Annotated in this window: 23 protein-coding genes and 1 tRNA gene; 16 read left to right on the top strand and 8 right to left on the bottom strand. The window is 67.6% G+C overall.

Annotated features, from left to right (window positions below; translation table 11 throughout):
* Positions 1 to 165 precede the first annotated feature (165 nt).
* The 4 genes from lon to ACZ3HL_RS20020 all read left to right on the top strand — a co-directional run bounded on the left by lon (position 166) and on the right by ACZ3HL_RS20020 (position 4,593).
* A complete protein-coding gene (gene lon / locus ACZ3HL_RS20035; RefSeq protein ID WP_465532752.1) occupies positions 166 to 2,568 on the top strand; it encodes an endopeptidase La in 2,403 nt (800 codons plus the stop codon).
* A gap of 167 nt (positions 2,569 to 2,735) precedes the next feature.
* A complete protein-coding gene (locus ACZ3HL_RS20030) occupies positions 2,736 to 2,936 on the top strand; it encodes a hypothetical protein (RefSeq protein WP_465415409.1) in 201 nt (66 codons plus the stop codon).
* Positions 2,933 to 3,436 (top strand): helix-turn-helix domain-containing protein, encoded by a 504-nt coding sequence (locus ACZ3HL_RS20025; protein WP_465532750.1) that lies wholly within the window; start codon positions 2,933 to 2,935, stop codon positions 3,434 to 3,436. Before ACZ3HL_RS20030 ends, ACZ3HL_RS20025 begins: the two co-directional genes overlap by 4 nt.
* Positions 3,433 to 4,593 carry an alkaline phosphatase PhoX gene (locus ACZ3HL_RS20020; protein WP_465532748.1) on the top strand — a complete coding sequence of 387 codons (1,161 nt, stop codon included), beginning with the start codon at positions 3,433 to 3,435 and terminating at the stop codon, positions 4,591 to 4,593. The genes ACZ3HL_RS20025 and ACZ3HL_RS20020 overlap by 4 nt, the downstream gene beginning before the upstream one ends.
* Positions 4,594 to 4,635: 42 nt before the next feature.
* On the opposite strand, the gene ACZ3HL_RS20015 is transcribed toward ACZ3HL_RS20020, so the two are convergent.
* Complete coding sequence (locus ACZ3HL_RS20015; RefSeq protein WP_465415415.1) at positions 4,636 to 5,286, bottom strand: DedA family protein; 651 nt, start codon at positions 5,284 to 5,286, stop codon at positions 4,636 to 4,638.
* Between the two features lie 135 nt (positions 5,287 to 5,421).
* Here ACZ3HL_RS20015 and ACZ3HL_RS20010 point away from each other — a divergent pair, with 135 nt between their 5' ends.
* From ACZ3HL_RS20010 to ACZ3HL_RS19995, 4 genes are read left to right on the top strand one after another with little or no spacing between them, the layout of a single operon-like run.
* Positions 5,422 to 6,573 (top strand): sensor histidine kinase, encoded by a 1,152-nt coding sequence (locus tag ACZ3HL_RS20010; protein WP_465532746.1) that lies wholly within the window; start codon positions 5,422 to 5,424, stop codon positions 6,571 to 6,573.
* A complete protein-coding gene (locus tag ACZ3HL_RS20005) occupies positions 6,564 to 7,208 on the top strand; it encodes a response regulator (protein ID WP_465415419.1) in 645 nt (214 codons plus the stop codon). Before ACZ3HL_RS20010 ends, ACZ3HL_RS20005 begins: the two co-directional genes overlap by 10 nt.
* A 43-nt stretch (positions 7,209 to 7,251) precedes the next feature.
* Positions 7,252 to 7,542, top strand: coding sequence for an ArsR/SmtB family transcription factor (locus ACZ3HL_RS20000; protein WP_465532744.1), 291 nt, complete (start codon positions 7,252 to 7,254; stop codon positions 7,540 to 7,542).
* Positions 7,539 to 7,928, top strand: coding sequence for a VOC family protein (locus tag ACZ3HL_RS19995; protein ID WP_465415421.1), 390 nt, complete (start codon positions 7,539 to 7,541; stop codon positions 7,926 to 7,928). The genes ACZ3HL_RS20000 and ACZ3HL_RS19995 overlap by 4 nt, the downstream gene beginning before the upstream one ends.
* 54 nt (positions 7,929 to 7,982) lie before the next feature.
* Here ACZ3HL_RS19995 and ACZ3HL_RS19990 read toward each other — a convergent pair whose 3' ends face one another.
* Positions 7,983 to 8,363 carry a VOC family protein gene (locus ACZ3HL_RS19990; protein WP_465532742.1) on the bottom strand — a complete coding sequence of 127 codons (381 nt, stop codon included), beginning with the start codon at positions 8,361 to 8,363 and terminating at the stop codon, positions 7,983 to 7,985.
* Between the two features lie 48 nt (positions 8,364 to 8,411).
* Positions 8,412 to 8,555 carry a hypothetical protein gene (locus ACZ3HL_RS19985; RefSeq protein ID WP_158073309.1) on the bottom strand — a complete coding sequence of 48 codons (144 nt, stop codon included), beginning with the start codon at positions 8,553 to 8,555 and terminating at the stop codon, positions 8,412 to 8,414.
* A gap of 97 nt (positions 8,556 to 8,652) precedes the next feature.
* On the opposite strand from ACZ3HL_RS19985, the gene ACZ3HL_RS19980 reads away from it, so the two are divergent.
* From ACZ3HL_RS19980 to ACZ3HL_RS19960, 5 genes are read left to right on the top strand one after another with little or no spacing between them, the layout of a single operon-like run.
* Entirely contained in the window at positions 8,653 to 9,291 is a 639-nt protein-coding gene (locus ACZ3HL_RS19980) for a TetR/AcrR family transcriptional regulator (RefSeq protein ID WP_465415427.1), read from the top strand.
* Positions 9,292 to 9,330: 39 nt separating this feature from the next.
* Positions 9,331 to 10,545, top strand: coding sequence for a DUF4241 domain-containing protein (locus ACZ3HL_RS19975; protein WP_465532740.1), 1,215 nt, complete (start codon positions 9,331 to 9,333; stop codon positions 10,543 to 10,545).
* Entirely contained in the window at positions 10,542 to 10,964 is a 423-nt protein-coding gene (locus tag ACZ3HL_RS19970; protein ID WP_465415431.1) for a PPOX class F420-dependent oxidoreductase, read from the top strand. The genes ACZ3HL_RS19975 and ACZ3HL_RS19970 overlap by 4 nt, the downstream gene beginning before the upstream one ends.
* A 40-nt stretch (positions 10,965 to 11,004) precedes the next feature.
* Positions 11,005 to 11,574, top strand: a complete 570-nt coding sequence (locus ACZ3HL_RS19965; RefSeq protein ID WP_465532738.1) for a dihydrofolate reductase family protein — start codon at positions 11,005 to 11,007, stop codon at positions 11,572 to 11,574.
* 54 nt (positions 11,575 to 11,628) lie between these two features.
* Complete coding sequence (locus ACZ3HL_RS19960) at positions 11,629 to 12,390, top strand: class I SAM-dependent DNA methyltransferase (RefSeq protein WP_465415435.1); 762 nt, start codon at positions 11,629 to 11,631, stop codon at positions 12,388 to 12,390.
* On the opposite strand, the gene ACZ3HL_RS19955 is transcribed toward ACZ3HL_RS19960, so the two are convergent.
* The 3 genes from ACZ3HL_RS19955 to ACZ3HL_RS19945 form a co-directional block, all read right to left on the bottom strand.
* Positions 12,338 to 13,729: an MFS transporter gene (locus ACZ3HL_RS19955; protein WP_465532736.1), complete on the bottom strand. Its 1,392-nt coding sequence runs from the start codon at positions 13,727 to 13,729 to the stop codon at positions 12,338 to 12,340. The genes ACZ3HL_RS19960 and ACZ3HL_RS19955 overlap by 53 nt on opposite strands.
* Positions 13,726 to 14,298: a TetR/AcrR family transcriptional regulator gene (locus tag ACZ3HL_RS19950; RefSeq protein ID WP_465532734.1), complete on the bottom strand. Its 573-nt coding sequence runs from the start codon at positions 14,296 to 14,298 to the stop codon at positions 13,726 to 13,728. The genes ACZ3HL_RS19955 and ACZ3HL_RS19950 overlap by 4 nt, the downstream gene beginning before the upstream one ends.
* A 92-nt stretch (positions 14,299 to 14,390) precedes the next feature.
* A tRNA-Tyr gene (locus tag ACZ3HL_RS19945) sits at positions 14,391 to 14,472 on the bottom strand.
* A gap of 119 nt (positions 14,473 to 14,591) precedes the next feature.
* Between ACZ3HL_RS19945 and ACZ3HL_RS19940 the strand changes: the two genes are divergently transcribed.
* On the top strand, positions 14,592 to 15,083 hold the full coding sequence (locus ACZ3HL_RS19940) for a YajQ family cyclic di-GMP-binding protein (RefSeq protein ID WP_007030975.1): 492 nt from the start codon (positions 14,592 to 14,594) through the stop codon (positions 15,081 to 15,083).
* A 49-nt stretch (positions 15,084 to 15,132) separates the two neighbouring features.
* Here ACZ3HL_RS19940 and ACZ3HL_RS19935 read toward each other — a convergent pair whose 3' ends face one another.
* On the bottom strand, positions 15,133 to 15,789 hold the full coding sequence (locus ACZ3HL_RS19935; RefSeq protein ID WP_465532732.1) for a hypothetical protein: 657 nt from the start codon (positions 15,787 to 15,789) through the stop codon (positions 15,133 to 15,135).
* A gap of 182 nt (positions 15,790 to 15,971) precedes the next feature.
* Here ACZ3HL_RS19935 and ACZ3HL_RS19930 point away from each other — a divergent pair, with 182 nt between their 5' ends.
* Positions 15,972 to 17,120, top strand: coding sequence for a sialidase family protein (locus ACZ3HL_RS19930; protein WP_465415471.1), 1,149 nt, complete (start codon positions 15,972 to 15,974; stop codon positions 17,118 to 17,120).
* A 52-nt stretch (positions 17,121 to 17,172) separates the two neighbouring features.
* On the top strand, positions 17,173 to 18,054 hold the full coding sequence (gene rfbA, locus ACZ3HL_RS19925; protein ID WP_465532730.1) for a glucose-1-phosphate thymidylyltransferase RfbA: 882 nt from the start codon (positions 17,173 to 17,175) through the stop codon (positions 18,052 to 18,054).
* On the opposite strand, the gene ACZ3HL_RS19920 is transcribed toward rfbA, so the two are convergent.
* Positions 18,044 to 19,360, bottom strand: coding sequence for an NtaA/DmoA family FMN-dependent monooxygenase (locus tag ACZ3HL_RS19920; protein WP_465532729.1), 1,317 nt, complete (start codon positions 19,358 to 19,360; stop codon positions 18,044 to 18,046). The two genes, rfbA and ACZ3HL_RS19920, sit on opposite strands and share 11 nt — an antisense overlap.
* Positions 19,361 to 19,363 lie beyond the last annotated feature (3 nt).

Raw genomic sequence — 19,363 nt, 5'->3', positions numbered from 1 at the left:
ATCCGACCTCTCACCGGTTCGCGTCGCCTTTAGCGGGCTAAAGGCGACGCGAACCGGGCAAAGGTCAGAGGGGAGGGTGATCGCTGACGGCGAACGCGGAAAGGAAACAAACGGGTCGATCGGAGAGTTGAGCTAGACAGACTCAACTAACCGAGGAGTGCACAGATGACCGACAACCGCCTCCTGCCCGTCCTCCCGCTCGATGACGACGTCGTGCTGCCGGGCATGATCGTCCCGCTCGACCTCGCCGACACGGAGACGCGCGCCGCGGTGGAGTCCGCCCAGGCCAACACGCCTGCCCAGGCTTCCTTCCCGGGGATCCGGTCCAGCGCCGCCACCAAGGCCGAAGTGCTGATCGTCCCCCGCGTCCACGGCGAGTACGCCGAACTCGGCACCATCGCGACCGTCGAGCGCATCGGGCGCGTGCCCGGGGGCAAGACCGCGGTGCTCCTGCGCGGCACCCGCCGCGCCGTCGTCGGCCGCATCGCCGACGGCCCCGGCGCAGCCCGCTGGGTCCACGCCGAGGTCGCCACCGAGACCACCGACGACAACTCCACGAAGCTCGCGTCCGAGTACAAGTCCGTCGTCATCGCGATCCTCCAGCAGCGCGGCGGCTGGCAGATGATCGACGCCGTCCAGGAGGTCGAGGACCCGTCCGCGGTCGCCGACCTGGCGGGCAACTCGTCCTATCTGAAGGCCGAACAGAAGATCGAGCTGCTGACCACGCTCGACGTCTCCACGCGGCTGGAGAAGGCCCTCGACTGGAGCCGCGAGCAGCTGGCCGAGCTCGAGGTCACCGACACCATCCGCAAGGACGTCCAGGAGGGCATGGAAAAGCAGCAGAAGGAGTTCCTGCTGCGCCGCCAGCTCGAAGCGATCCGCAAGGAACTGGGCGAGCTCGACGGGACGGCCAACGACGACGACTACCGCGCCCGCGTCGAGGCCGCCGAGCTGCCGGACGCGGTCAAGAAGGCCGCACTGTCCGAAGTGGACAAACTGGAGCGGACCTCGGACCAGTCCCCCGAGGGCGGCTGGATCCGCACCTGGCTGGACACGGTCCTCGAACTGCCGTGGAACGAGCGCACCACCGACGTCCACGACATCGCCGCCGCGCGCGACATCCTCGACGCCGACCACGCCGGTCTCGACGACGTGAAGGAACGCATCATCGAGTACCTGGCCGTGCGCAAGCGCCGCGCGGAGTCCGGGCTCGGCCCGGTCGGCGGACGGCGTTCGGGCGCCGTGCTGGCGCTCGCCGGTCCTCCCGGGGTCGGCAAGACGTCGCTCGGCGAGTCCGTGGCGAAGGCGATGGGCCGCAAGTTCGTCCGGGTCGCCCTCGGCGGTATCCGCGACGAGGCCGAGATCCGCGGTCACCGCCGCACTTACGTCGGCGCGCTACCCGGCCGGATCGTCCGCGCCATCAAGGAAGCGGGCTCGATGAACCCGGTCGTGCTGCTCGACGAGATCGACAAGGTCGGCGCCGATTACCGCGGCGACCCGACGGCCGCGCTGCTGGAGGTGCTGGACCCGGAGCAGAACCACACCTTCCGCGATCACTACCTCGAGGTCGAACTCGACCTGTCCGACGTCGTGTTCCTGGCGACGGCGAACGCGCTCGAGACCATCCCCGGTCCGCTGCTGGACCGGATGGAGCTGGTCACCCTCGACGGCTACACCGAGCACGAGAAGGTCACCATCGCCCGCGACCACCTGCTCCCCCGCGAGCTGGAGCGTGCCGGGCTCGGCAAGGACGACGTCACGCTGACCGACGGCGCGTTCAGCCGCATCGCCGCCGAGTACACGCGGGAAGCCGGGGTGCGCAATGCGAACCGGACCATCGCGAAGGTCCTGCGGAAGGTGGCGACGAAGGTCGCGCTGGACGAGGTCGAGCTGCCGCTGACGATCGACGCCGACGGACTGGAGACCTACCTCGGCCGCCCGCGGCACCTGCCGGAGTCTTCGCTGCCCGCGTCGACGCAGCGCACGTCGACCCCCGGCGTGGCGACCGGGCTGGCGGTGACGGGCGCCGGCGGTGACGTCCTCTACATCGAGGCGTCGCTGGCGGATCCGGAGTCCGGCTCGACCGGGCTGTCGCTGACCGGTCAGCTGGGTGACGTGATGAAGGAGTCGGTGCAGATCGCGTTGTCGTACCTGCGGTCGCGCGGCGCCGAGCTGGAACTGCCGGTCGGCGACCTGAAGGACCGCGGCATCCACGTGCACGTCCCGGCGGGCGCGGTGCCCAAGGACGGGCCGAGTGCCGGTATCACGATGACGACCGCGCTGGCGTCCCTGCTTTCGGGCCGGGTCGTGAAGTCGGACGTCGCGATGACCGGTGAGGTGTCGCTGACCGGGCGCGTGCTGCCGATCGGCGGGGTCAAGCAGAAGCTGCTGGCCGCGCACCGGGCGGGAATGAAGACGGTGATCATCCCGCAGCGCAACGAGCCCGATCTGGACGACGTCCCGGCCGAAGTGCTGGCGCAGCTGGACGTCCACGCCGTGGCGAACGTGCGCGACGTCCTGGACATCGCGCTGGCCCCGGCGACGGCTCCGGTCGCCCAAGCGGCGTAACAGCGCGAGGCCTGAAGCCCCGGATCCCGCCAAGGATCCGGGGCTTTCGGCTTTCCAGGATCCGGACGAACCCGGACATTGACTCACCTTAAACTCCCTATCACGTTTTGATAACGTGTATTGCGTGCCACCCAGCCGGGGTGCGTGATCCTTGAGAGGGCAAGGTCATGAGTCAAGGAATTCTTTCCCCGTTGCGGCCGAGGCGCAGGTGCGTTTCGGCCGGTCAGATCGTCTGCCTGAGTATTCTCACCTCTTTCACCGCGGCGCTGACCTTCGCCGGCACCAGCGCCTCGATCGCCGCGGGCATCGCCATCGCCCTGTTCGGCACCGTTCTCCGCCACCCCGTGCCCGCCAGGGCACTCCGATGAACACCGAATCGGAGTTCATGGCGCGACTGCGTGAACTTCGCGACCGAAGCGGCCTCAGCATCCGCGCGCTGGCCGCCGCGACCGGCTGGTCCCGCAGCACCCTGGCCGACATGTTGGCCCGGAACACCTTGCCCGGCAACGAAAGTCAGCTGCGAGCGCTGCTACACGCCCTGCTCCGAGCGGTTCCCGGAGAACCGGGAATCGACGAGTATCTCGCCGACTGGCGTCACCTGATCGGACGTCGACACCACCGCAATGGCGGATACGCCCCGATCGATCGGATACTGCTCGCGTTGACCGTCGCGGAACAACGCGGCGGGGCCGACGCCCCGGGGCTCCGCAAAGCCCGGGAAATCGTGCTGAGCGAGGGTTCCCTACGAAAGTTCTCTTCTCGCGGTGAATATGCCGCGAATTCACCTGGAAGTCCCGTTCCGCCCGTACTCTCCGACCCGCTCCTTCCCGCACCACCACATCAGCGGATGTCTCGGAGGCATGAGTGAAGCGACGGAATTTCCTGCGCGCGGCCGTGGTCGGCGCCGGTGTCACGGCGTTCGGAAACCGGCTCTCGGGAGCGGCCCTCGCCGCGCCCGCCCAGAACGGACCCAGCCCGTACGGCGCGCTCCAGGCGGCCGACGCGAACGGGATCCAGCTGCCGGCGGGATTCACCAGCCGCGTGATCGCGCGGTCCGGCCAGAAGGTCGCGAACACCGGGTACACCTGGCACAGCGCCCCGGACGGCGGCGCGGTGTTCGCCGACGGCAGCGGCTGGATCTACGTGTCGAATTCGGAGATCACGCCCGGCGGCGGGGCGAGCGCGGTCAAATTCGACGCGAGCGGGAACATCACCGGCGCCCATCGCATCCTCTCGAACACGCGGCAGAACTGCGCGGGCGGCAAGACTCCTTGGAACACCTGGCTTTCCTGCGAGGAGGTCGACCTCGGCTTCGTCTACGAGTGCCAGCCGAACGGCCCGGCCACGGCCGCCGTCCAGCGGCCCGCGATGGGGAAGTTCAAGCACGAGGCCGCGGCGGCCGACCCGGTGCGCAAGGTCGTCTACCTGACCGAGGACACCTCGGACGGGTGCTTCTACCGCTTCGTCCCGACGACGTGGGGCAACCTCTCCGCCGGGACGTTGCAGGTGCTCAAGGCGGGCACGGCGACCTCGGGCAGCTTCACCTGGGCGAACGTGCCCGACCCCGACGGCTCCCCGACCGCCACCCGCAACCAGGTGTCCGGCGCGAAGCGGTTCAGCGGTGGCGAAGGACTGCACTACGCCAACGACACCGCGTGGTTCACCACCAAGGGTGACAACCGCGTCTGGCAGCTCAACCTGACGAACAACACCTACGAGCTCGCCTACGACGACTCGCTGGTCAGCCCCGGCTCGGCCCCGCTGACCGGCGTCGACAACGTCACGGGGACCTCCTCGGGTGACCTGTTCGTCGCCGAAGACGGCGGCAACATGGAGATCTGCATCATCACGCCGAACGACATCGTGGCGCCGTTCCTGCGGATCAACGGCCAGAGCTCGTCGGAGATCTGCGGCCCCGCGTTCACCCCGGCGGGTAACCGGCTGTATTTCTCGTCGCAACGCGGTACCTCCGGGTCGTCCTCAGGCGGGATCACCTACGAGGTGACCGGCCCCTTCCGGTCCTGAGACCCGGTGCGGGCGCCCTGGGCAAGGGGCGCCCGCACCCCCTCAGGCGTTGGTGCGGTTCTTCTCCCGCAGCCGGTTCACCACGAAGAGCGTCAGCGCGATCGCGACGGCGGCGATCACGAAGTACTGGAAGAACCCGGCATACTCCTCGACCAGGTGCCAGCTCTCGCCGAGGCCGTAGCCCGCCAGCACGAACACCGTGTTCCAGATCAGGCTGCCCAGCGTGGTCAGGGTCAGGAACCGCCAGAACGGCATGCGCTCGATCCCGGCGGGCAACGAGATGAGGCTGCGGAAGATCGGCACCATCCGGCCGAAGAACACCGCCTTGGTGCCGTGTTTCTGGAACCAGGCCTCGGTCTTGTCGAAGTCGGACGTCTTGACCAGCGGAATCTTGGCCATCCACCGGCGGGTGCGGTCCCGGCCCAGCAGGAGGCCGAGGTAGTACACGATGATCGCTCCCGCGACCGAGCCGAAGGTCGTCCACACCAAGGCTTCCACCAGGGTGAACGTGCCCTGGCTGGCGGAGAACCCGGCGAGCGGGAGCACCAGTTCGCTGGGGATCGGCGGGAACAGGTTGTCCAGGCCGACGATGATCGCGGCGCCCGGACCACCCAGCGCGTCCATCAGTGACACCGCCCAGCCGGCGAGTCCTCCCATCGGTTCACTGGCGGTTTGGGCGAGGAGGAGGTTCATGGCGGCCTTTCGTGGTCGTCTGCGGATGTCAACGAACGTACGAATCGCCCGGGTTCCGCACACTGCGGTGAAGCGGCACAGATCACTGAGGAAAACCGCAGTACCGATCTTCGGTTACCCCGCTAACCTGGCGTTATGCCTGTTCCGGCAGCGATGCGCCGCTATCTGCGCAAAGCCCTCCGCGGCACACTCGGCCTGGCGATCGGCGCCATGACCGCCGTCGCGGAGTTCTTCTACGTGCTCTTCGGCGGAATCGCGCTCGCGGTCCCCGCGCTGCGGCGCCCCGTCTTCGCCGGTGCGCGCGCACTGTCCGAAGTGGAACGGCGACGGCTGGAGAAGTACTTCGGCGAAGAGAACGCCACGAACTACACCGATCGCCGCGCGATGGCCTATCTCGTCCCGCGGTGCGTCATCGGGCTGCTCTGCGCCGCGATCTTCCTCATGATCCTGCTGGGTGCCGCATCCGGGGTGATCATCGCCGCTCAGCTCTTCGAAGGTCAGTCGCCCGGAGGTGGGGCACCGGCCGACTGGTACGACCCGGTCACCACCACCCTCTTCGGCGGGTTACTTGTTTTCCTTTCCTTGCAAGGGCTTATCGGAGCCGCGACGCTGGACGCCAGGCTGGCGAAGCGCTTTTTCGGTCCCAGCAAAGGAGAACAGTTGCGCCGGCGGCTCTCCGAACTCACGACCAGCCGGGCCGAGGTGGTCGAGGCGGTCAACGGTGAGCGCCGCCGGATAGAACGCGACCTGCACGACGGCGTCCAGCAGCGGCTCGTCGCGCTCGGGATGCTGCTCGGCAGGGCACGTCGCGCGACCGACCCGGAGCACGCGTCGGATCTGCTCCGGCAAGCGCACGAGGAATCACAGCGCGCCCTCGTGGAGCTGCGAGAGGTCTCGTGGCGGGTGTATCCGATCGCACTGGACGCGGACGGGCTGCATCCCGCGTTGGAGGCGCTCGCGGAGCGCTCGGGCATCCCCGTCCACCTGCGGGTCGACCTCCCGGAACGGCCACCGGCGGCGATCGAGACCGTCGTCTACTTCGTCGCTTCCGAGGCGGTCACCAATACGATCAAGCACGCCGCGGCGACGCGGATCGACATCGAAGTGGAGTGGGACGGGGGCAGGGTGCGGGTACGGATCACCGATGACGGCACAGGCGGGGCGCGGGAGTCGGGCGGCGGCCTGTCCGGCCTCGCGATGCGCGTCGCGGCGGCGGATGGCCGGTTCACTGTGGACAGTCCGCTCGGTGGCCCGACAGTCGTAACGGCGATGCTGCCATGCGAGTGATCCTCGCGGAGGACTCGACACTTCTGCGCGAGGGGCTGGTCCGGCTGCTGGTCGAGGAGGGGCACGAGGTCGTGGCGTCGGTCGGCGACGGCGACGCGCTCCTCTCGACGACGGCCGCGTACCGGCCGGACGTGATCGTCACGGACGTCCGTATGCCGCCGACCCACACCGACGAGGGCCTTCGAGCGGCGCTCGAGATCCGGAAACGCTGGCCGGAGATCGGGGTACTGGTGCTCTCGCAGTACGTCGAGAAGCGCTACGCGGCCGAGCTGATCTCCGGTGATGGCGAACGCGTCGGCTACCTCCTGAAGGACAGGGTCGCCCAGGTGGGCGAATTCCTGGACGCGCTCGACCGGGTCGCCGCGGGTGGGGCGGCGTTCGATCCAGAGGTGGTGCGGCGGTTGCTCGCACGGACCACGCACACCGACCCGCTCGCGAAACTGACCGTCCGCGAACGTGAAGTGCTGGAGAAAATGGCACAGGGCCACACGAACCCCGGGATCGCCGAGTCGTTGTTCATCTCGCTGAGCGCCGTCGAGAAGCACGTGAACGCCATGTTCGACAAACTCGGACTGGTCAACACCGCCGGCTACAGCCGTCGCGTCCTGGCCATCCTGCGTTACCTCGGGTCCTGACCCCGAGTTGACAGGCAAGTGACGACTTGCCTATAACTGAGACGTGGACGGCGACCTGTTCAAGGCGATCGGCGACGCGACGCGACGCACCATCCTGGACGAGCTGACCGAAAAGGACGGTCAGACCCTGTTCGAGATCTGCGGCAGGCTGACCATGAAACATGGCTTGGCCTCGTCACGACAGGCCATCTCACAGCATCTCGCGATGCTCGAACAAGCGGGCTTGGTACGCACCCGGCGCCAGGGCCGCTACAAGTTCCACCACATCGACACGAGCCCCTTGCGGTCGATCGTCGAGCGGTGGCCCATCGACCGAGAGGAACCGAACCCGTGATCCGGATCAACATCACCAGCGTCTTCGTCGACGACCAGGCCAAGGCACTGGATTTCTACACCGAAAAGCTGGGATTCATCAAGAAACACGACGTGCCCACCGGCGACGCCCGCTGGCTCACCGTGGTCTCCCCCGCCAATCCAGACGGTGTCGAACTGCTGCTGGAACCGGACGGCCACCCGGCGGCGAAGCCGTTCAAGAAAGCGCTGGCAGACGACGGCATCCCATTCACCCAGTTCGCGGTCGACGACGTGTACGCCGAGGTCGACCGGCTCAAGGGCCTTGGCGTCGAGTTCACGCAGGACGCCGTCGACATGGGACCCGTGGTCACCGCCGTCTTCGACGACACCTGCGGCAACCTGATCCAGCTCGCCACGATGAAGTAGCAACCAAAAGCGGGGCCTGGTCCACTGTGGACCAAGCCCCGCCGTGAAATTTCCCTACTGCTGCACCCATTCCACGAGTTCCACGGGTACGCCGTTCGGGTCGGTGACCATGAGGAGGCGCTCTCCCCAAGGCTCTTCCCGCAGCGGCAACGTGATCTCGACACCTTCGTCGCGCAGGCGCTTCTCCTCGGCTTCGAGGTCCTCGACCGTGAAGGCCACGATCACCCCGGACGCGCGCTGCTGCCGCAGGTTCTCCGGCAGGACCTCGATCCCCGCCTGCAGCAGGACGATGGTCATCTTCGCGGTTTCGTGCCCGAGTGACACGAAACCCTCAGCGGCCATCTGCTCGGTGAAGCCGAAATGCTCGGTGAAGAAGCGGCTGGAAGCGGCGACGTCGTCGACGGTCAGCGAGATGGTGGAGGCAAGGACGTTCATGGGCTATCCCCTTCGGGTCGGCGGTGGGTTTCGAGAGATACGAGCCGGTCAGTAGGACCGGCGGCGCGGGACGCCGATCGAACGGCGCACCGGCATCGAGCGGCCCGGGAACGGCTGCTGGTGGCGGCGGTCGTTCCGGCGGACCTGGGCGCGATTGGTGCCTTCGTTGCCTTGGGGGATTCGAGCGGTCAAGGAGCCTCTTCTCTCGCTGTTCGGTAGTACGGACGTAAGTTTACATCCAGCGCACGGTAAGTCAAGGATATTTTTACGACGGTGGTAAACTTCGCTCATGACCAGCACTGATGTGGGTTTGCGGGAGCTCAAGAAGCAGGAGACGCGGCAGCTGATCTCCGACCAGGCGACGCTGCTCTTCATCGAGAAGGGCTTCGAGGAGACGACGATCGCCGAGATCGCCGCGGCCGCGAGAGTCGCGAAGAAGACCGTCACGAACTACTTCGCGCGCAAGGAGGACCTGGCGCTCGACCAGCACGAGGAGTTCACGAACGGGCTGGCGAACGCCGTCCGGGACCGGAAGCCGGGTGAGTCGGCGCTGGCCGCGCTCCGGCGCACCTTCCTGGACGCGGTCGCCGAGCACTCGCCCGTGATCGGCTTCACCGGGCCGGTCTTCGCCAAAATGGTCCTGGAGAGCCCGACTCTGACCGCCCGGCTGCGTGAACTGCACGAACTGCGGGAAGCGGCGCTCGCCGAACTGCTCGCGACCGAGACCGGAGCCGACGCGGACGACGTCACCCCGGTCATGGCCGCCGCCGAGCTCAACGCGATCGACCGCGTCCTCTTCCGCGAGGTCCTCCGGCGCTCACACGCCGGCGAGAGCAACGACGAGATCGCCGCAGCGCTGACGAAGGCGGCACAACGGGCTTTCGAGTTGCTGGAACCGGCCTTCGGCGACTACGCGATCCGCGAATAGCCCTGGGTTTTGTCGGGGGTTCCCGCTAGGTTCCGCTGCATGTCTGAGGGGACCTTGCTGGACGTCGTCTATTGCGAAGGCTGGGATCCGGCCGCCCGCGCGGTGACCGGGAGGCTCTCGTCCGGCACCGCCCGCGCGCGCGACGCTGCCGGCGAGCAGTACGCCGTCGCCTTGGTGCGCCCTGGCACCGAGGTGCCGCTGGCACTGCTCGAAATCGCATGGAAGAACCGCTTCGCCCGGACGGTGCAGTTCGACGAGCTGGGCAGGCGCAGGGGTTTCTTCGAGTTCCGGGTACTGGAGGACGGCGCGCTGTTCCTCATGAAGATCGAGCAGTGGACCTACCGGTTCGACGACCAGGAGGAGTTCGACAAGAAGAGCGCCGGCCATCTGGAGATGTCCTTCGGCCCGGATGGCAAGGGCTGGATGCATCAGGCGCCACAGGGCTACGGCGGCGGCTCCAGCAGCGGTCAGGTGAGCAAGCAGGTGTCGGAGCTGACCATGCCGAAGCCTGCCTTCGGCGACTGGGAGCCTCTCGCGAATTCGGGGCCGCTGACGCTCCGGACTTCAGACGCTCCCGACGCCGATCCACCGCTGCCCGTCGACGAACGTCCCTGGCGGCCGTCCGTTCCGCTGCGCCCTTCCGGCATGGACGAGATGTTCACCGCGGGCGCGCGCTTCTCGCTGAGCGGCGACCATGGCCTTGTCGAGGTCGAACTCCGGGACGCCGGCAAGCTCCGCATGCCCAGCGGCAGGCTCGTCGCGGCGGATCCGGCTTTCCTGGACGCGGACGCGGAGCACTTCACGGTCACCGTGCCTCCCGGCGAATACCGGGTGGAAGTCTCCGTGATCCGGTTCGTCGACGAACCCGCCCACGAACGGGTCGCGGCCGCCAAACTCGTCGTCGCCGATCTTCCCGTCGCCACCTGGGAAACCGCGCTCTGGCCCGGGCAGGACGCGCTTTTCCTCGGGGACGGGGAGTTCTATGGCTACGGCGTGGACAGCGGCACGGGTTGCTTCGCCGACGCGGCCGCCCTCCCCGAGGAGATGGGCGACGACCTTCTGGAGAAGTTCGAGGAGGTGGACCCGTACGTCGACGTCACTCCGGACGGAGCCGACGGCAACATCATCGCGTTCACCACCGGCTGGGGCGACGGCAGCTATCCGACCTGGATCGGCCGGGCGGCCGACGGCGCGCCGGTCTGCTTCGTCACCGACATGCTGGTCCTCAATCGCGCCCGGATGATGGCGCCATGACCTTTACAGACGAGGAGATTGCGTACCTGCGTTCGCAGCCATTGGCCCGCTTCGCGACCCTGTCGGAGGACGGCGAGCAGCCCGACGTCGTCCCGCTGGCGTTCGAGTTCGACGGCACGGATTTCTGGGTCGGTGGAGTGGGCGCTTCGGTTCTCGCGACCCGGAAGTTTCGCAACATCCGGGCGGGACGGCGCAAAGTCGCCCTGGTCGTCGACGACACGGTCTCGTTCGACCCGTTCATCGCCCGCGGTATCCGCGTCTACGGCGAGGCCGCCGATCCGATCGAACGGGTAGGGGTGGTCGGCCCGGGCATCTACGCGCGCGTGACGCCGAAGGTGTCGTGGAGCTGGAACATGGCGGGCGAACCCGCGGGCGAGACGTGGTATCCGTCGAGGCGAGCGGTGCACGGCGAGGCGTGACGCGCCGTTTTTGTCGGTGGGCGGCGGTACGGTCGGGTCCATGCGGGAGCTGATCGTCACCGAGAACTGCACGATCGACGGCGTGATCGAACTGGCGGGCGACTGGTTCAGTCCGGGCGACACCGATCCGGACGTGGACCGGTCGGACGTTCTGGCCGTGCTCGAAGAACAACGTGAGAACGCCGACGCGTTCCTCCTCGGACGCGTCACCTTCGAAGACATGCGCGGATATTGGCCGAAGCAAACCGATGACACGACAGGGATTTCGGCCAATCTCGACTCAGTGGACAAGTACGTGGTCTCGCGGACGCTGACCGAGCCGGAGTGGCGGAACACGACGGTGCTCTCCGGTGAGCTGCGTTCCGAGATCGAGAACCTGAAGGCCGCCGAAGGCAAGGACATCGTGACGACCGGCAGCATCTCGCTGGTGCGGGCGCTCATCGCCGATGACCTCGTCGACGAGTACCGGTTGTTCGTCTATCCCGTCGTGGCCGGTGAAGGCCGCCGGTTGTTCGAGGGTGCCACCGGTGTCCCGAAGCTTCGGCTGGTGGAGGAGCGGGCGTTCGCGTCGGGCATCGTGCTGCTGCGTTATCGGGCCGCGTCGCGCTGACGCCACCGAAAACGGGATGAGGAGCGCACGGTCGCGGGCGTAGCGTCGGCGGTCGTGATCAGTGAGACGGATACGGGAGACGACTCGGCGGACGGCTGGTTCCCCGAGAGTGTGGCCGCGCGCTATGACGAGCCGGGCGGCGCGAACGCGCCCGAAGTGGTGACGCCGGCGGTGGACGTCCTCCAGAACCTGGCCGACGGTCCGGTGCTCGAGTTCGCCGTCGGAACCGGACGGATCGCGGTCCCGCTGGCGGCGCGCGGTGTGCCGGTGAGTGGTATCGAACTGAGCCGCGCGATGGCGGACCGGATCGCGAGCAAGCCGGGCGGCGACGCGGTCGAGGTCACGATCGGCGACATGACGAAGACACGTGTGGAGGGCGAATTCTCGCTGGTCTACCTGGTGTACAACACGATCGGCAACGTGACCACGCAGGACGGTCAGGTCGACGTCTTCCGCAACGCGGCCGCGCACCTTCGGCCAGGTGGACTGTTCCTGGTCGAGGTCGGCCTGCCGGATCTGCGCCGCTTGCCGCCCGGACAGGACATCGTCCCGTTCGCGATGGCACCCGGCTATGTGGGGTTCGATCAGTACAACGTCGTGACACAGGAGTTCACGTCGAACCACGTCACGGTGTCACCGGAGGGACAGGGGCGGTTCCGCCGCATCCCCTTCCGGTACGTGTGGCCGGCTGAAATGGACCTCATGGCGCGCATCGCCGGGATGCGCCTGAAGTACCGCTGGGCGGACTGGGACCGTTCGGAGTTCACCGCCGAGAGTACGAAGCACGTGTCCGTGTGGGAACGCGCCCGTCCGTGAAGATGATGACCGCGCCGAAGGCGAGCAGGGGCAGCGCCCACAGTGTCGTAATGAGATAGCCGTGCCGGGTGGGGAGGAGGGCGCCGTCCGGGGTGGCCGCGGAGAGCAGCAACCCGGCGAGGGCGCTGCCCACGGCCATGCCGATGCTGCGCGCGATCTGGTTGATCGAGAGCACGCTGGCCGTTTCCCCTTGCGGCACACCGACGAGCACGAGTCTGGGCATCACCGCGAAGACGCCGCCGACGGCGAAACCGAGCAGGGCGATAGAGAGGAGGACGAGAACGAACGACTGGCTTCCGACGACGAATACCAGCGCGCCTGCCACCGCGATCACGGTCGACACCAGGTACGTCCACCGTTCGTTCATACGCGGAATCGCTTTCCCCGCAACGAATCCCAACAGGGAAAACGGGATCAACGCCGCCCCAGCCGCGACACCCGGAAGCGCGAATCCGTAAGGGGCGTCCGCCGGTGTCTGCACGTAGCGGGTGAAAAGACTGAACAGCAGGTACAAACCCGCCCCGGCCACGAGAATCGCCAGGTTCGCGCGGAAGACGGGGCCTCGGCCAAGCAGCCGAAGGTCCACGAGCGGCTCCCTGGTGCGCAGTTCGATGAAGGCCCACACAGCTAGGACCGCGGCGGTACCGGCGAGGAGACCACTGGCGAACCACACGTTCGACCACAGGGAGGGCACGGCGATGAGCAGGAGGACCCCGAGTGTGCCGAGCGCGAGGAGCAGTGCGCCGGGGACATCGATCCGGGGCGGTTCACCGGGCGCCTCGGCAGGCAGCCGGCGCCAGGCGATGAGAAAAGCGACGGCGGAGAGAAGGAATCCGAATCCGTACGCGGCACGCAGGCCCGCGAGCTGATCAAGGAGGCTGACCACCGGATAACCGACCCCGATGCCGACGGTCGACGCGACCGACAGCGCGGCGATCGTCGAGGGCGAGCGCTCGGGTGGCAGGTGCGCACGGGCGACGCTCATCAACAGCGCCCCGGCCGCGACCCCGAGCCCCTGCAGGCCGCGCCCGATCAGCAACGCCGCGTACGGAAGCGGAAGCACCGTCAGCAACCCGCCCGTCGTGACCATGGCCAGGGTGATCAGAATCGTGGTGCGGCGGTATGGACCGCCGCCGAGCCTGCCCAGGACCGGGCCCGCGATCGCGCCGCTGAACAACGTCACCGTCAACGTCCACTGTGCCGCATCGAGGGATACATGCAGCCCCGTGGCGACCGGGGTGATCAGCGGCGCGCCGACACTGCCGATCACGGCTCCCGCCAACGCCGTGCACACCAGTGCGGCGCTCAGTCGCCCGTCCCGCCGGACAGGGGCACTCATCGGTTCGTCTCGGTGGTGACGTGTGTGAACAGGCCCGGCTGGATCCGGGTGCGAACCCCCTCGGCCCAGAGCGCGTCGACCTGCTCGACGTCCATCGCGGCGCCGGCGTTCAGCAGCATCCCGAAGGCGAGGAACGTCTTCACGGTCACCGGGTCTAGTCCGGTGCCGTTCTCGGCGGTGCCCCACATCCGCGCGAAACAAGACCGCACCACGTCCCGCACCTCCGGGTCGCCGCACGCGGCGAAGCCCTGAAGCTGCAACAACAACCCGGTCCGGTCGGCCAGCAGGTCGAAGTACTGCGCGCCCATCGCCGAGAGCGCCTTCAGCCCGGTCTCCCCCGCGCCCGCGTCCCGCATCGCGTCGCTGAGCCGCTCGAACGCGGCCTGGACCAGCTCCAGGAACAGTGCCTTCTTCGTCCCGAACATCCGGAAGACGTACGCCTGCGTGATCCCCGCCGTCTTCGCGATCGCCTCCGTCGAGGCCCCGTGCAGCCCGTGCTCCGCGAACTCCTCCGCAGCGATGGCCAGCACTTGGGCACGTCGCTCGGGTCCGCTCATCCGTCCAGCCATACCCTGAAGTTACTAGTTACTAACCACTAACTAAAGGCCCGGCGCACAAAAGAGAAGCGGCCCCGTGACTGGGTCACGGGGCCGCTTCTGTGTGGCGAGTGAGGGATTCGAACCCCCGAAGGCAGTGCCGTCTGATTTACAGTCAGATCCCTTTGGCCGCTCGGGCAACTCGCCGTGACCGGGTGTCCCCGGCCGAGACGAAAGAATACCCAATGCCGTGGCGGCCCGGTCAACCGGGTTCCACAGGGCTAGGGTGGAAGCTCCTGACAAGCGAGTACGAGGTGTGAGAACACGTGGCGGATCCCTCTTTCGACGTGGTGAGCAAGGTCGATCGCCAGGAGGTGGACAACGCCCTGAACCAGGCCAGCAAGGAACTCGGTACACGGTTCGACTTCCGGGGTACCGGGACCAAGATCGACTGGTCCGGTGAGGAGGCGATCGCGATCGAGTCCGAAACCGAGGAGCGGGCGCTGGCGGCGGTCGAGGTGTTCAAGGAGAAGCTGATCAAGCGCGGCATCTCCCTGAAGGCCTTCGAGGCGGACGAGCCGGCGTTGTCCGGCAAGATCTACAAGATCGGCGGCAAGATCCTGCAGGGGATCGCGTCGGACAAGGCGAAGCAGATCGCCAAGTTCATCCGCGACGAGGGCCCCAAGGGGGTCCAGGCGCAGATCCAGGGCGACCAGCTGCGGGTGTCCGGCAAGAAGAAGGACCAGCTGCAGGACGTGATCGCCTTGCTGAAGGGCAAGGACTTCGAGATCGCGCTGCAGTTCACGAACTACCGCTGAGCGCGGCGGCAACAAGGCCACCTTCCGCGGAAGGTGGCCTTCGTCACGCCTAGGACGCGGCGACCGTCCAGCTCCCGTCGCCTTCCACCGAGACGAAAGCCGGACCGGACACGGGCACGCTGCCCGTGTAGTCGCCGAGCTGGTTCACGGGGAGCTCCGAGTAGTCACCGCTGTGCACCCACACCGCGGTGCGGCCGCTGTTCTTGGTGGTGACGGCGACCGACGTGACGGCATCGGGCACGGCGAACACCGCTTCGCTCTTGCCCGACAGGGGCTTGCCCGGCTCCAGGACCGGAAGGCCCCTTTCGTCGGTGATGGTCAGTGTCCAGGCGGCGTTGGCCTTGACGGTGAACGTCTTCGCCTGACGGCCGGGCATGTCGTTGATCCACTGTGTGCCCTTGTACGGGCCGATGTCGTTGACGATCAGCTCGTTCTCGGTGTTGACCGCGACGTGGCCGGAGCACTTCGGGCAGTCGAAGGTCACGAAGCCGAGGCGCGCCGGCCAAGCCATGGGCACCGACGCGTTCCCCTTGCCCGAATGCTTCTCCTCCGGCTGAGGACCGGGACTCGGGGTGGTCGTGGGAGTCGGCGAAGGCGCCAGCCCTTCCGGAGCGGCCGCCTGCGGGACGACACGGCCCGGATTCGGCGACGAGCAGGCCACCAGACCCACGGTCAGCAGCACAGCCGCGCACAAGCGCCTGATCACGTGTTCCCCCTAATCGAACCGTCAACGGATCTTCGCCGGCCGATAGCCCAGCGTTACCGGGCCACCCGGCCGAGCGATTCAGGCAACCCGGAAGTGGGTTTCCGCCGCAACGCCTTCGCGGGAGCCCCGAAGGGACAAAAGGCCGTGTTGTAATCCGGCGATCGCGTTCGAGGAAGGTCACGATGAAGCGCCGTTTCAGCTCCGCACTCGCCTTCGCGCTGTCACTCACGGTGATCGCGTCCCTGTTCACCCCCGCGCAGGCCGCTGAACGCCAGCAGCTCGTTCCCGGCTATGGCTCGTACCCTCGGCTCATCCGGCTCGAGCACTCGCCGTTCGGCCGCGGCCGCATCATCGCGTCGCTGACCAGCGAGGACGAGAACGGCAAGTTCACCCCGATCATGGAGAGCACCGACGAGGGCCAGAGCTTCCACAAGATCGGCGAGATCCGCGACCGCGACGGCCGCCGCGGCATGTGCTGCGGAACGCTGTACGAACTGCCGCAACGGGTCGGCAGGCTCCGCGCGGGCACCCTGCTGTGGGCCGCCAGCTACCGGCAGAACGCCGGTCCGGAGCGGCGCATCGGCATCAGGATCTGGTCCAGCCGCGACGCCGGGCGCTCGTGGGGCTTCCTGTCCGAGGCGGCCCGTTCGCACAATCACGACGGCATCTGGGAGCCGGAGTTCGTCGTCGACGCGGGCGGCACGCTGTGGCTGCACTACGCCGACGAGACCGAGGCGCCGCAGTTCGCGCAGGTGATGAACCGGGTCGCCTCCACCGACGGGGTGAACTGGGGCACCAAGCAGCGCACGATGGCCATCCCGCCCCACCGGGTGCGGCCGGGGATGCCGATCATCCGCCGCCTCCCCGACGGCCGGTACTACCTGGCCTACGAGATCTGCAACTACCGCGACCGCTTCTGCGACCCGTACTTCAAGATCTCCTCCGACGGCGCCAACTGGGGCGATCCCCTCGACCCCGGTACCCGCGTCACCACGGCGAACGGCAACTACTTCCAGCATGCTCAGACGATCACCTTGTTCCCCGGCGGCCCGAACGGGGTGCGGCTGGTGATGGTCGGGCAGATCTACACCAACGCCGCCGGGGTCCCACAAAGCAAGAACGGCAAAGTGCTGCTGGCCAACGACAACTTCGGCGCCGGGCACTGGTACGAACTTCCGGCGCCGGTGCACATCACCGGGATCCACGACAACTTCTGCCCCAACTACAGCTCCACGCTGCTGCCGGTCGACGGCGGCAAGAACGTGTTGCAGATCTCCACCGAGAACAACGCCGGCTGCAAGGCGTACTTCGCGAAGGGCCCGGCGTTCTGAGCCACCCGGTAGTGTGAAGCCCGAGCGATCGGCTACGAAGCGGGGGCATCGCATGAAGGGCATCGTGCTGGCGGGGGGCAGTGGGACGCGTCTGCATCCCATCACCCAGGCGATATCGAAACAGCTGCTACCGGTCTACGACAAACCGATGATCTACTACCCGATCTCGGTGCTGATGTTCGCCGGGATCCGCGAGATCCTGATCATCTCGACCCCCGTCGACCTGCCGCAATTCCGGCGGCTGCTCGGCGACGGCAGCCAGTTCGGGCTCAGTTTCAGCTACGCCGAGCAGGCCGCTCCGAACGGGCTGGCCGAGGCGTTCGTCATCGGCGCGGACTTCATCGGCGACGACGACGTCGCGCTCGTGCTCGGCGACAACATCTTCTACGGCCAGGGGTTCTCCAGCAGGTTGCAGGCCGCGGCGACCGCGCTCGACGGCTGCGTGCTCTTCGGCTACCCGGTCAAGGACCCGCAGCGGTACGGCGTCGGCGAGATCGACGCCGACGGCAAACTCCTCTCCATCGAGGAGAAACCCGAGAAGCCGAAGTCGAACAAGGCCATCACCGGCCTGTACTTCTACGACAACCAGGTCGTCGAGATCGCCCGTGACCTCAAGCCCTCGCCGCGCGGGGAGCTGGAGATCACGGACGTCAACCTCACCTACCTGCGCCAGGACCGCGCGACCCTGATCGACCTCGGCCGCGGGTTCGCCTGGCTCGACACCGGCACGCACGACTCGCTGCTGGAGGCGGGCCAGTTCGTGCAGGTCCTCGAACACCGGACGGGCGTCCGGATCGCCTGTCTCGAGGAAGTCGCGCTGCGTATGGGTTTCATCGACGCGGAGCAGTGTTACGCGCTCGGCGCGAAGCTGGCGAAGTCCGGCTACGGCGAATATCTGATGAACGTCGCGCGCACCCAGGGTGCTACCGGCTGAACAGGTGCTCGCGCAGGGTGTCGCCGGTGTAGTCGGTCCGGAAGACACCCCGTTCCTGCAGCCGCGGCACGACGTCGTCGACGAACGCGTCCAGCCCACCCGGGGTGAGATGCGGTACGAGCACGAAACCATCGGCGGCGTCGCTCTGGACGTACTCGTCGATCGACTCCGCGACCTGGCGGGCGGTGCCGACGAACTGCTGGCGCGCGGTCACCTCGATGACGAGTTCGCGGATGGAGAGCTTCTTCTCCTCCGCGATCGCCCGCCATTTCGCGGCCACGGCGAGAGGATCCTTCTCGTGCCGGACACGGCCCCAGGTCAGCGGCTCGGCGTCGGGGTCCGGGTCGATCTCGGGGAGCGGGCCGTCGGCGTCGTAGGCGGAGAGGTCGCGGCTCCAGACCTGTTCGAGGAACTGGATCGCGGTCGCCGGGCGCACCTGCTGGTAGCGGATCTCGCGGGCGTACTCGTGCGCGTCCTCCTCGGTGTCGCCGAGGACGAAGGTCGCGGCGGGCATGATCAGCAGCTCGCCGGGTTCGCGGCCGTAGGCGGGTAGCCGCCGCTTGACGTCGGCGAAGAACTCCTTGCCGCTTTCCAGTGAACCATGGCGGGTGAAGATGACATCGGCGGTCTTGGCGGCGAACTCCCTGCCTTCGTCGGAGTCGCCCGCCTGGATGACGATCGGCTGCCCCTGCGGGGTCCTGGGGACGGTGAACTCGCCGCGGATGTCGAACTGCGGTCCACTGTGGACAAACCGCTCGATGCCGCGGGCGAAGACGCCGTTCTTCTTGTCCCCCACCAGTGCGTCGGGCGCCCAGCTGTTCCAGAGCTCACGCACGGTGGCGAGGAATTCCTCCGCGCGGCGGTAACGGTCCTCGCGTTTCAGGAAGCCACCGCGGCGGAAATTCTGTCCCGTCCACGCGTCCGGTGAGGTGACGACGTTCCACGCGGCGCGGCCGCCGGAGAGGTGGTCGATGCTCGCGACCTGCCGTGCGACCTCGTACGGCTCGTTGAAGGTCGACGACAGCGTGCCCGCGAGCCCGAGCCGGGTGGTGACCGCCGACAGCGCGGCCAGCACGGTGGTGGTGTTCGGCCGCCCGACGACGTCGGAGTCGAGGATCTTGCCCGCGTGTTCGCGCAGGCGCAGGCCTTCGGCGAGGAAGAGGAAGTCGAACTTGCCGCGCTCGGCCGTGCGGGCGAGATGCTCGAAGGACGAAAAGTCGATTTGACTACCCGAACGCGGGTCGCTCCACACGGTCGTGTTGTTGACGCCGGGGAAGTGTGCGGCGAGTTTGACCTGCTTGGGCATCTG

The organism is Amycolatopsis sp. NPDC000009, assembly GCF_055563465.1.
Note: the sequence above shows the minus strand (reverse complement) of the source record. Positions and strands in the feature narration are given on the sequence as shown.